Genomic DNA, 11,404 nt, shown 5'->3' with positions numbered 1-11,404 from the left:
CTTTATGAAGAAAAGATTGAATTAGAAAGGCAAGAGGAAGAAATCTATTATCAAATAGAACAAATAAAAAAAATCGATGATGAACAGTACGAAAATTGGAGCGATATTTCAAAATCAATAAGTAATGAAATTGATGAACTAGAATTCGATGACACACAAATGCTGTACATTTTAGAAGATAGAGAGGAGAATGCATTTAAGACAAGAAGAGATATCGAGTATTCGCTAGAAAATGCAATTGAAGCTTTACGGCATAAAGTAAGAAGAGTACAAGAAGATATAAATGAGAATAAGAAAAAAATAGCAATGAGTTTAGAGGAGAAAGAAAAAAACTATGCCGGGGAATAATATCATAATTGATAGAAATGCATTGATTGCAGATTGTAAAAGTATAATCAATAGATTTGAAGAAGAACAAGAAAACTTCAATAAAATAATAAAAAGTTTTGAGAATTTTAACAATGCAGATAAGCTAAAAAGTGATGCATATAAAAATTTAAGTAATCACTTAAAAGATTATAATCTATTGCTGAAATCTTTAGTAAACGCAAATTTATTAGATGTGAAATGTTGTGAAGAAATAATAACAAAGCTAAATTCTTTAGCTGATGGTGCACCTAGTAAATTAGATTATGATAAAATGGGTGACAAATTGAAAAGCTTAAAGAAGGAGCGTGATAGTTTAGAAGAAAAACGAAACAAAGAAATAAAAGAACATGAAAGCATGGAGATGGTATCGCCAATATATATTACGCAGAGTAAATTTATGGATGTTACTCAAAATCCTCTTACGGATGGATATAAGTATCAAATAGGTTCAATAGATGAACAGATGAAGTTGTTAAAAGAGCGCCGAAAATTTTGCGAAGAAGTGTCAAAAGTAGAAGGCGTTTTCGATAGTAACAATAACTTGAGAAAAACAATTATTTTTTCATTTGAGGAGATGCAGAAAAGTTTTAAAGATGGTAAATATAATTATGTTCTTAGTAAGATATTTATACGTGATTTAAAAAAGTATAATACAGTAGTAGAAAAAAACTATTCAGGTGGTATAATAAAAGAATCAACTCAAGCAGATATAAACTGTTGGATAAAAGTAGACTACAAAATGAGTGATTCAGATAGAAAAAAAGCTCAAAAGATAGTAGATAAATATCAGGCTAAATTTAAAAAGAAGTATAATGTATTACCAGAACAAAGCGCACATGGTGTAAATATTGTTAGGACTTTGATTTGGGCTAAAATGTCATACGAAGAAAAGTTAGAGTATGAGTATTGTATGGCTTTAAAGCAGAAACTTAGTATGAATAATAAGGCATATGCGGCATGTTATGGATTAATAAATTCAATCCCATTTTTACCAGAAATGAATAACTTGACATATAGCTTATTGATGGGTAAAAAAGATCCAAAAGTATATGCAGACTCCCCAGAAGGAAGACTAAAAAATGCAGATATCCAATCGGATGGTTGGTGTACTAAAGGTGAGGTAATAGGCGATATAGCACAATTTGTAGCGCCATTTGCGTGGGCCAAGTTATCAAAAGCAGGCGAATGCGTAAAGGTTGTTAAAGTTGCATCAGAAGGTGAAAAAAGTGTAGCATTAGCAGAAGAGGGAATCGGAGCAGCATCAAAAGTAGAGAAGACAGCAAAGGTGACTTCAAAGTTAGAAAAGACCGCAGAAGTAACATCAAAAGCAGGCAAGATAACTAAGGGTGCATCAAAGGTAGATAAGGCTGCAGAAGTAACATCAAAAGCAGGCAAAATAACAGAGGGTGGAAGTGGAACCAAGCACTATTTACATAGACCATATATAAGAAAAGGAACAATAGATGGTGTTAACGCTAATACTAAAGTAAATTATAAAACAGGGCTGATTTATGACAGTATAAGTGGAAAATGGGTTGACCCAGCTAATGTTGAATTGGGGCACCGACAAGGTTATGAGTTTTGGCGAATGAGAGATTGGGCTGAAGCTCATGGAATGACACAAGCAGAGTTTAATGACTTTATGAATAATTCGGATTTTTATGCCTGGCAAGACATTACAAGTAATAGAAGTCACGCTTTTGAGCAACATTAAAATGATTTAGAAAGAAGAGGTACATAATATGAAGGACAGATTTAATAGAGATGAAATGTTTTATAGAATTGCAGATATAAATATTCCTATGAAAGAAAAAAAAGATGATGTTTTAGAAGCGATGAAACATATAAATAATCCTAACTTTCAAGATTTAAATGGAACATCATATTTACATATGGCATGTCAAGCTCATTGTGTTGAGGCTATAGAGATTTTGTTAGTATTAGGGGCAAATCCAAATATAAATGATAATAGGGGATTTTCACCTATAACATCTGCTCTTGGTAGTATAAATAATAATAATGGTGCGATATTAAATCTGATGTTGCAATATGGATTGGATTTAAAGAAGATGGAGGGGAATCAGACATTAAAAGAATGGATAGAAATGTTTGATGATGAAGAATTAAATGAAATAATAAGAAAAACTGAGAAATAGTATTTAATGAACGTCAATACTTTAGCACAACCAATCCCTCCCATCAAATCCAACCACCATCCCGAACCCGAATCGCCTCTCAGCTACGCTGATGTCAGTCGATGAAGGTGAGGGAGGCGAGTTACGGTAGTAACGAGCAAGAAATAGCATTTTTAGCCCCAGTTGGGAATACTTAAGTAAAACTGAATAATGAATCTTCAGTTTAGTTCCATTAAGCTGATATGAGAGCACTCTTAACAAAATTGTTTTGTTAGGAGTGTTTTGCTTATGACCAAAATTCATTTTATTAACTCGACTCAGCTTTATATCGCTCAGAATGCCGAGGTATCGCTTAAGTTAGCAGGTAACACTGCACAGGTAACTTTTACTGCTGGTAAAAACAGAAAGTGTCCAATTAAAAATCTATCAAAGAATGAGTTTGTGGATTTATCGACAGGCAAGGTGAAGAAACGTCGACATTCAGAGAATCGTTTTCAGTCACCGAAAAGTGTTCGGAAAAGTATCAATTGAAAATTTAGATGATGATTATGCATCTAAAATGGGAAAAAGTGCAGTTGCATTTATACCAGATGGAGCATTTGATTATCCATTAATAAAGGAATTGCAGCAATATTTGATTCAGTATCTGGAATGACACTTGGAACATTTGTAGGTGGAAAGTTTGTAGAAAGTTTCAGTACACCAGAAGTTACTATATCAAGGTAAGGTATCATACAAAGGAAAGATACTTAAATTCGAAGGATTTAAAAATATAGATACTGGAGAAATTGAAAATGCTTATCCAGTACTAGAATGGAGTGTTAAGAAAAAATGATTATGATGATCCGTATGATGAATTTTATTTTGGAGAAAATGTAATCCAATTTTTTTCGGGACCAGATTATGATTATTATATTGATATCATCGGCTACGAAGAATTCTACAAATATCTTGTTCTAGCATGTGAGTTTTATGTAGAACGTCGTCATCCAGAGCATAAGGAAATCGTAGAGCAGAAGCTTAAAGAGATAAGAGAAGCATATGGTTTGGAGTAGTTTAATTTTTTACAAAATATAAGCAAACTATTTTCTCAATCTTTCAGAACTAGATATTTATAGATATAAATTGTAATCTCGTTTTTATTCTATTTTTCATTTAATTCATACATTGTCAGATACTTCTGTATCTGTGGAACATCATTAAACATTAGTATGTCGATAATTGAGAGATAGTTTACAAAATCATTATCAAACTGTTTATATTTAATTTTGTTCATCATCGCATCAAGAAAAAATAATTTCAGTGATTCATTATCAAATTTTTCATGTGAATAAAGAGCTCGTCCATTGGATGGATTGATATAAGTGTCACCACCTAAACTCTTGCATATAGCAATTATCTTGTCTTGATTCTTAAATTCAGGATTTTTTTCAATTAATGATGATTTATATATAGGTGTATCAATTTCTAGATACTGTTTTATAACTTCAATGCTGAATGCAATATAGTCTGTCAAATCATTTGTATTATTCATTACAATATCTTCAATAAGTTTGTATGCATCACTAAAAAAAGGGGCTTTTTGATAAGAAAATTTTATTTTGTCCAAAAATTTCTTTTTTTCATTAAGCCCGAAATTAAGTTTAGTATTTAAAATTAACCTATTTTGAGATGGCCTTGATATTGGTATTGTAAATCTATTTGGTTGCCCATTTATTAATATATTATTACGATTGATATATCCTCTTGTAATATAATTAACATCATCAAGTATAACGTATTTATCAACAGCATATAGCAACTGCCAATATCCAATGTATGGAAATAAATATGGCTGCATAACACCAATTTTCATCTTTATACCTCCAGCATAAATAAAAAAGTTTATTTTTTGTGATAATCGATGATATAATAAAAATAATTCTATATTTATTTCGGCAACATATGAAAATAAAAAACGAGAAGGGGAAAAATGGTGGACTTAGCAGTAAACATTGACAGAAAAAAAGATAACAAACAGTCATGTAAAATGAGGCTTGCTATGGCGATGAAAGAATGTATGAAAACTACATCAGTGGATAACATAACTGTAAAACAAATAGTTAAAGAATGTGGTTTATCAAGGCAAACATTTTATAGACATTTCATAGACAAGTACGATCTCATAAATTGGTATTTTGATTTGCTTCTTGAGCAGTCTTTTAAGGAAATGGGAGATGGAGAGACAATTCGAGAAGGACTAGTAAAAAAATTTACATATATAAGGGAAGAGAGTTTGTTTTTTACAATGGCCTTTAAAGTTGATCAGCAAAATAATTTAAAGGAACATGATTTTATAATGATATATGAATTTTACTGTAGATTGATAAGGGAAAAAACAAATGCTATACCTGATGAAAGAATAAGAAAAATACTAGAAATGTATTGTAGTTCATCAATATATATGACAGTAAAGTGGGTTTTAAAAGGAATGAAGGAATCAGAAAGTGAATTAGCTGATTTAATGATTGGTGCAATGCCAAGGGAGATATATGATTTATATGTAAAATTAGAAATATTGTAATTATATTTTTAAAAAAATATTTCAAACGATATTTCAATAAGAACTTAAAATATAGCAAAAAACATTTAAAAGATAAGAAAAGTTACACAAGTTTGAAAGTGTAACTTTTTTTTATGCCTTAAGAATGCTACATTATAGGTGTAAGGAAATTGACTGTGTAACATAAACACAGAGGAAAAGGTAATATAAAAATGTAAAGGAGAATTGATATGGCAAATAGAATGTCACTTAATGGAACATCTTATCATGGAGCTGGGGCAATTTCAGAAATTGTAAATGAAATAAATAATTATGGATTTAAAAAAGCTTTTGTAGCATCGGATCCTGATCTTATAAAATTTGGAGTAACTAAAAAGGTTACAGATTTATTAGATGAAGCTGGTATACCTTATGAAATATATTCAGATATTAAGCCAAATCCAACAATAGAAAATGTAAAAAATGGTGTTGAAGCATTCAAAAAATCTAATGCTGATTGTATAGTTGCAATTGGTGGAGGATCTTCAATGGATACTTCAAAAGCAATTGGTATAATTATTAATAATCCAGAATTTGAAGATGTAAGATCACTTGAAGGTGTTGCACCTACTAAAAATCCATGCGTACCTATTATTGCAGTTCCTACAACAGCTGGTACTGCAGCAGAGGTTACTATCAATTATGTAATTACTGATGTTGAAAAAGAAAGAAAATTTGTATGTGTAGATCCACATGATATGCCAATAGTAGCAGTTGTAGATCCAGAAATGATGGCTTCAATGCCAAAAGGACTTACAGCATCAACAGGTATGGATGCCTTGACACATGCAATTGAAGGATATACAACAAAAGCAGCATGGGAAATGACAGATATGTTCCACTTAGAAGCTATTCGTCTTATTTCTAAAAATCTTCGTGGTGCTGTTGAAAATACAAAAGAAGGACGCGAAGGAATGGCACTTGGACAATATATAGCTGGAATGGGATTTTCAAATGTAGGTCTTGGAATTGATCATGCAATGGCACATACTCTCTCAGCACATTATGACACACCTCATGGTGTTGCGTGTGCTATGTTCTTGCCAATATCTATGGAATTTAACCGAGAGTATACAGGTGAAAGACTTAGAGAAGTTGCTAGAGCAATGGGAGTAGAAGGGGTAGACAATATGTCTCAGGAAGAGTATCGTGATGCAGCAATAGAAGCAGTTAAGAAACTTTCTTCAGATGTAGGTATTCCTACTACACTTGATAAAATTAAAGAAGAAGATTTAAATCAACTTGCAGAAGATGCATTGAATGATGCTTGTTATCCTGGAAACCCAAGAGAGGCAACCAAAGAGCAAGTAATAGAAATGTTCCGTATGTTAATGGTAAAATAATACAACAAAAAATATAACCAAAATTAAATAACACAACAAAAATCAATATAACCAAAATAAAACAATACAATAACATAATATAACTTAACAATATATATTTAATAAAGGAGAATCTCGTATGAAAGTGGGGTTCTCTTTTGCTATAATATTAAAGATAACGTTAGGACTAAATTTAAATTAAATAAAGATTTTTTCAAAATAGTAAAGGAGGTGCATTATGATAATTTCTACAGTTTTCCAGAAGCAAAATAAGAAAGCTGGATTGATTATCAAATGCAATTAGATTTATGGTAAATTATTAATAATAAAAATAAATTCTCCGATGAATTCAATAGAGTAGTTTTTTTGAAAAAAATATTTATAAATTTTTATCAAAGGAAATATAAAAATGTGAATGATTGCAAATTTATAGGAGGTATTATATGAACGTAAATTCTATTAATTCGCAAACAAATAGGTATTATAGAACGAAAGATATCTCAAAGAAAGAGAAAGTACTAACGAATAAGGATAGATTTTCATACATGTTAGAAAATATGCGTAAATTTAGATCTCCAAATTATGAAAGACCACCTAAACAAGTAGAAGATGATGAACAAATGACAATAACAAGACTAGTACTTTCTGATGGTTCAGTTCTTACAATTGTTACAAAAGGAAAGGAAATAATTTCAAGGACAAAATCTCCGGCCATTCGTAAAGAAGCAAATGTTAAAGTAATGTCAACGCAAACTCAAGAAATAACATCAACGCAAACTCAAGAAATAACATCAGCGCAAACTCAAGAATATACAGACTTCACAAATCCCGTGTAAGATGCTAAAATCTATAGTTATTCTAGAGAGTTATTTAAAAAATGGAGAATAAAATCTAGAAAATAATAACTAGGAAAGAGTAATAATGAGTAAGTTTAATATTAAAGGCATAATTCTTACAATTTTAGGAGCATCTTGTTGGGGATTGTCTGGTTCAATGGGACAGTATTTGTTTACAGTTCAAAAAATGGATAGTAGATGGCTAGTACCAATAAGGTTAGGGTTAGCAGGAATAATATTGTTGATATATTCTTCTTTTAAGAATAAAAATGAAGTTTTACTTCCTTGGAAAAATAAAAAAAGTGCTTTAATTATGTTGTTATATGGTCTATTTGGCGTAAGTTTTTGCCAATTTTTTTATTTTTTAACGATAGAGCTTTCGTCTGCGGCGGTAGGTACTATTTTACAGGATTTAGCACCAATTTTTATTCTGATTTTTTCATGTATACTAGGAAAGAGATTACCTAAAATAACAGAAATTGGTTCTATAGCAATGGCATTGTTTGGGGTATTTTTGATTACTACACATGGAAATTTCAAAGCGATGTCGATTTCATCAAAGGCTTTAATTGCTGGAATAATAAGTGGATTTTGTGTTGCAATTTATAATATTTTGGCACCAAAATTAAATCATATACCAGTATTAGTTATTCAAGGGTGGTCATTTTTATTAGGTGGAATTACAGGAGTGTTAATTTTTAGAATTTGGGAATTTAAGTATGTTCCTAATTTTTATGGAGTAATTGGTATAATTTTTGTTGTGGTTGTAGGAAACATTATGGCATTTAGTTTGTACATTAGTGGAGTACAAATAATTGGACCTAATAAAGCTATTTTGTATAGTTTTGCTGAGCCAATTACTGCTTCAATAATTTCAACTACAGTGTTAGGTTCAGTTTTTTCAATTTATGATGCATTGGGATTTATGATGATTTTTATTATGTTGTGGTTAATTACACTTGATACCGAAAAACTTGCAACAGATAATAAATAAAATTTTAAAAAATTATGTATAGGAGAAGAAATGAAATCTAAAATAAAAGTTGGATTAAAAATAGGGTTTTTAACAGTTTTAGGCTGTCTAGTGATGGCAATCTATAGAATAATACGATTATTAAAAAGACGTACTAATAAAGTTGCCGATTATGATAAAAAAATCGAAATATGGAATGATGTTCCAGGTAATGCTAATGTTTTAAAAAAAGATAAAATGAACATAAGAGATGATGGAAACTTACTTGCCTGGCATGTTAAATTTGATCTTGCAATATCTAGTAAAAAATATAGGGATGCAGAACAAATAATTGATACTTTTACTTATAAGCATGAAGTTGAGGGTGGATATGAAAAGGAAACTTTTGAGGATAGGCCATATATCATTCCGTATTTAACAGATGAATCAGATGCAGCAATTATAATTCTTCCAGGAGGTGGATTTGGATATAAATCTATGGATGGAAGAGATGATGAGGGCAAAGCTGTGGCAGTTACACTTCAACAGAATGGGATTAACGCGTTTGTGTTACATTATAGGAGTAATCCATATGAGTATCCAGTTCCACAATTAGATCTTCAAAGGGCAATAAGGTTTCTAAAATTTCATTCGTCAAAATATAATATAAACCCTAATAAAATAGGATTGATAGGTTTTTCGGCGGGAGGATTTGTATCAAGTTGCCACATAAATATGGTAAGAGGAAAGAATCTGTTTTCAAAATATTATATACTAGATGAAATTGATACAATGGATGACAATGTTTTAGCTGTAGGATTAATTTATCCTGCAATTACGTTAAAGTATAATGTTCCAATGCTTTTTGCTATGTTCAATGCTGATGATGTAAGAAACGAAGAGACAAGAAACAAAATACTTGAAAAGTATGATCTAAAAACGTATTTAAGCACCGCTAAAGATATACCACAATTTATCGCATGGGGAACGCGTGATTTGATGGTGGGTACTAAAGCTATAAAAGAATACATCAATGAATGTAAAAAATCTGGTGTAAAGGTAAAAGAAATTATTGCACCTCGCCAAGAGCATGGATTTGCACAAAAATATTATATGGATGATTTTATAAAATGGTTTAAAAATATTATATAAAAATTTATTAAAATTTTATTTAAAAAGAATTATTAACTGTACGTATTGGTTGTGATTACGCCGTAAATCAAGCAATATGTGCAGTTTTTGCTTAATAGACACTATAAAAAAATTGTGGTATAATCTTTAATCGTGGACCTTGAAAACAGAATAACAGTGTATGGATGAGTCTTATGGAATTATGTGTTGATTTTCTGGCATAATTAGATTTTTTAATGCATTGAACTTCAAGGCAAAAAGAAGGAAGGAGAAGTGATGTATAAGTATTTTTTTGCATCACACAAGAAAAATGAAAGAAAAAAAACTTGGTTTAATGTCCTTAATTCTGATGATTTTTACATCGGTTTATGGATTTAATAACATTCCAAGATCATATTACCTAATGGGATATGCAGCTATTCCTTGGTTTGTTATTGCGGGTCTCTTATTTTTTATTCCTTTTGCATTTATGGTAGCAGAATTTGGTTCTGCTTTTCGCCATGAAACAGGCGGTATGTACTCATGGATGTGTAAATCCGTTGGACCTAAATATGCATTTATCGGTACATTTATGTGGTACACATCGTATGTTTTATGGATGGTAAATGTTTCATCAGGAATTTGGGTACCAGTATCAAATGTAATATTTGGTGAGGATTGTACATCAAAATGGTCATTATTTGGCTGGAGCTTTTTATCAGGATCTAGACTCCTTGGAGTTATGGCAGTAATATTCTTTATTGTGATTACATACTTTGACACAAAAGGCATTGACAAAATAAGTAAAGTAACTTCTATTGGTGGTTCAGCTGTTCTTACAATTAATATTTTAGTTGTAATTGGTTCTATTGTAATGATTATTGCTCGTCATGGTCAATTAAGACAGCCATTTGAGGGCTTAGAATCATTAAAAGTTCCATTAAATGTAGAGTATCAGGGTAGCCCACTTATGCTTTTATCATTTATCGTATTTGCTCTTTTTGCATACGGTGGAATTGAAGCAGTAGGTGGACTTGTAGATAAGACAGAAAACCCTAAGAAGAATTTCCCTAAAGGAATCATAACAGCAGCACTTGTTATCGTTGTTGGTTATGCGTTACTTATTATGTTAGTAGGTTCATTTACTAATTATAATGAATTATTCAAAGGAAAAGAAGTTAATTTTGGAAACGTTTCATACGTAATCATGTCAAATTTTGCAGCAGAGTTTGGAAAAGCCTTTGGATTATCTAAAGCTACTCAAGTTGCATTAGCTCATGGATTTGCTAGAGTATTTGCTTTTATCATGTTATTAGCACTTATGGGAGCATTATTTACTCTTGTATATTCACCACTTAAACAGTTAATTGATGGTACACCAAAAGAGTTATGGCCTGGTAAAATGGGTGAAATTGCAGAAGATGGTTTGCCTAAAAATGCTATGTGGATTCAGTGTGCAATTGTTTGCGTAATGGTAATCTTAATATCATTTGGTGGTAGCACAATGAAAAAATTCTTCGAGATTTTAACAGCAATGGTTAACGTAGGTATGACAGTACCTTATATGTTTATTTCATTTGCATTCCCTAAATTCAAGAAACTTGAAGGAATCGACAGAAGTTTCGTTGTTTATAAGAGTCAAAAATCAGCTAATTTCTGGGGTTATGTTGTAACATTAACACTTTTATTAGCAAATGTTTTTGCAATTATTGAACCTGCTTCATTAAAAAAAGATTATATGACAACATTCTGGTCATTAAGCGGTCCTGTAATTTTTGGTGCTGTTGCATGGATAATGTATTCTTGTTATGAATATAAAGTATCTTCAGGAAAGGTTAGAAATCAAAACAAAGGATTGAAAATCGAAACAGAAAATTAAAAATCGAAACAGAAAATTAAAAATCAAAAACAGAAAATTAAGCATAGATAATAAAACAAGTTTTTTAAGAAAGATAATATTAAATTATAAATAAAAATAATAACTATAATACCCTATTTAGAACTACTTCAATTGTAATAGTTGGAGTAGTTCTTTTTTTAGTCTTGTAATAGACGAAAAGTGAAAATTGTGCTAGAATAATGTGTAATTTTTATAAATA

The 11,404-nt window shown here is 30.6% G+C and carries 12 protein-coding genes; 11 read left to right on the top strand and 1 reads right to left on the bottom strand.

Going from position 1 to position 11,404, the window contains the following annotated elements:
- From BMY79_RS00885 to cdiI, 5 genes are all read left to right on the top strand, one after another.
- Positions 1-348 (top strand): hypothetical protein (locus tag BMY79_RS00885; RefSeq protein ID WP_207645445.1); only part of this gene is annotated, 348 nt, incomplete at its 5' end.
- On the top strand, positions 335-2,083 hold the full coding sequence (locus BMY79_RS11835; protein WP_083383423.1) for a GH-E family nuclease: 1,749 nt from the start codon (positions 335-337) through the stop codon (positions 2,081-2,083). The genes BMY79_RS00885 and BMY79_RS11835, both read left to right, overlap by 14 nt.
- A gap of 28 nt (positions 2,084-2,111) precedes the next feature.
- Positions 2,112-2,525, top strand: a complete 414-nt coding sequence (locus tag BMY79_RS00875) for an ankyrin repeat domain-containing protein (RefSeq protein ID WP_027421846.1) — start codon at positions 2,112-2,114, stop codon at positions 2,523-2,525.
- A 487-nt stretch (positions 2,526-3,012) separates the two neighbouring features.
- Entirely contained in the window at positions 3,013-3,159 is a 147-nt protein-coding gene (locus tag BMY79_RS12095) for a hypothetical protein (protein WP_155890522.1), read from the top strand.
- A gap of 163 nt (positions 3,160-3,322) precedes the next feature.
- Complete coding sequence (cdiI, locus tag BMY79_RS00865; protein WP_074730302.1) at positions 3,323-3,559, top strand: ribonuclease toxin immunity protein CdiI; 237 nt, start codon at positions 3,323-3,325, stop codon at positions 3,557-3,559.
- Between the two features lie 89 nt (positions 3,560-3,648).
- Here the strand turns inward: cdiI and BMY79_RS00860 are convergent, their stop codons facing one another.
- Positions 3,649-4,359, bottom strand: a complete 711-nt coding sequence (locus tag BMY79_RS00860; RefSeq protein ID WP_074730301.1) for a WbqC family protein — start codon at positions 4,357-4,359, stop codon at positions 3,649-3,651.
- A 117-nt stretch (positions 4,360-4,476) separates the two neighbouring features.
- On the opposite strand from BMY79_RS00860, the gene BMY79_RS00855 reads away from it, so the two are divergent.
- The 6 genes from BMY79_RS00855 to yjeM all read left to right on the top strand — a co-directional run bounded on the left by BMY79_RS00855 (position 4,477) and on the right by yjeM (position 11,184).
- Positions 4,477-5,067: a TetR/AcrR family transcriptional regulator C-terminal domain-containing protein gene (locus tag BMY79_RS00855; protein ID WP_083383422.1), complete on the top strand. Its 591-nt coding sequence runs from the start codon at positions 4,477-4,479 to the stop codon at positions 5,065-5,067.
- 209 nt (positions 5,068-5,276) lie between these two features.
- The gene (gene fucO / locus BMY79_RS00850; protein WP_074730300.1) at positions 5,277-6,428 is read left to right on the top strand and encodes a lactaldehyde reductase; all 1,152 of its coding nucleotides are present in this window, start codon (positions 5,277-5,279) and stop codon (positions 6,426-6,428) included.
- A 422-nt stretch (positions 6,429-6,850) separates the two neighbouring features.
- Positions 6,851-7,243, top strand: a complete 393-nt coding sequence (locus BMY79_RS00845) for a hypothetical protein (RefSeq protein WP_074730299.1) — start codon at positions 6,851-6,853, stop codon at positions 7,241-7,243.
- Between the two features lie 85 nt (positions 7,244-7,328).
- Positions 7,329-8,237: a DMT family transporter gene (locus BMY79_RS00840; protein ID WP_029066922.1), complete on the top strand. Its 909-nt coding sequence runs from the start codon at positions 7,329-7,331 to the stop codon at positions 8,235-8,237.
- Between the two features lie 30 nt (positions 8,238-8,267).
- Positions 8,268-9,347, top strand: a complete 1,080-nt coding sequence (locus tag BMY79_RS00835) for an alpha/beta hydrolase (RefSeq protein WP_074730298.1) — start codon at positions 8,268-8,270, stop codon at positions 9,345-9,347.
- 289 nt (positions 9,348-9,636) lie between these two features.
- Positions 9,637-11,184, top strand: coding sequence for a glutamate/gamma-aminobutyrate family transporter YjeM (yjeM, locus tag BMY79_RS00830; protein ID WP_034226025.1), 1,548 nt, complete (start codon positions 9,637-9,639; stop codon positions 11,182-11,184).
- Positions 11,185-11,404 lie beyond the last annotated feature (220 nt).

Origin of the sequence: Lachnobacterium bovis, assembly GCF_900111325.1 — a bacterium.
In the GTDB taxonomy this organism is placed as follows: Bacteria; Bacillota; Clostridia; order Lachnospirales; family Lachnospiraceae; genus Roseburia; species Roseburia bovis_A.
This window is presented reverse-complemented; position numbering and strand designations above follow the sequence as displayed.

Excerpts from the sequence above, each read along its gene's own strand:
- BMY79_RS11835 (WP_083383423.1), top strand. The coding sequence starts at position 335 with ATGCCGGGGAATAATATCATAATTGATAGAAATGCATTGATTGCAGAT.
- BMY79_RS00875 (WP_027421846.1), top strand. The coding sequence starts at position 2,112 with ATGAAGGACAGATTTAATAGAGATGAAATGTTTTATAGAATTGCAGAT.
- BMY79_RS00860 (WP_074730301.1), bottom strand. The coding sequence starts at position 4,359 with ATGAAAATTGGTGTTATGCAGCCATATTTATTTCCATACATTGGATAT.
- BMY79_RS00855 (WP_083383422.1), top strand. The coding sequence starts at position 4,477 with ATGGTGGACTTAGCAGTAAACATTGACAGAAAAAAAGATAACAAACAG.
- fucO (WP_074730300.1), top strand. The coding sequence starts at position 5,277 with ATGGCAAATAGAATGTCACTTAATGGAACATCTTATCATGGAGCTGGG.
- BMY79_RS00845 (WP_074730299.1), top strand. The coding sequence starts at position 6,851 with ATGAACGTAAATTCTATTAATTCGCAAACAAATAGGTATTATAGAACG.
- BMY79_RS00840 (WP_029066922.1), top strand. The coding sequence starts at position 7,329 with ATGAGTAAGTTTAATATTAAAGGCATAATTCTTACAATTTTAGGAGCA.
- BMY79_RS00835 (WP_074730298.1), top strand. The coding sequence starts at position 8,268 with ATGAAATCTAAAATAAAAGTTGGATTAAAAATAGGGTTTTTAACAGTT.
- yjeM (WP_034226025.1), top strand. The coding sequence starts at position 9,637 with ATGAAAGAAAAAAAACTTGGTTTAATGTCCTTAATTCTGATGATTTTT.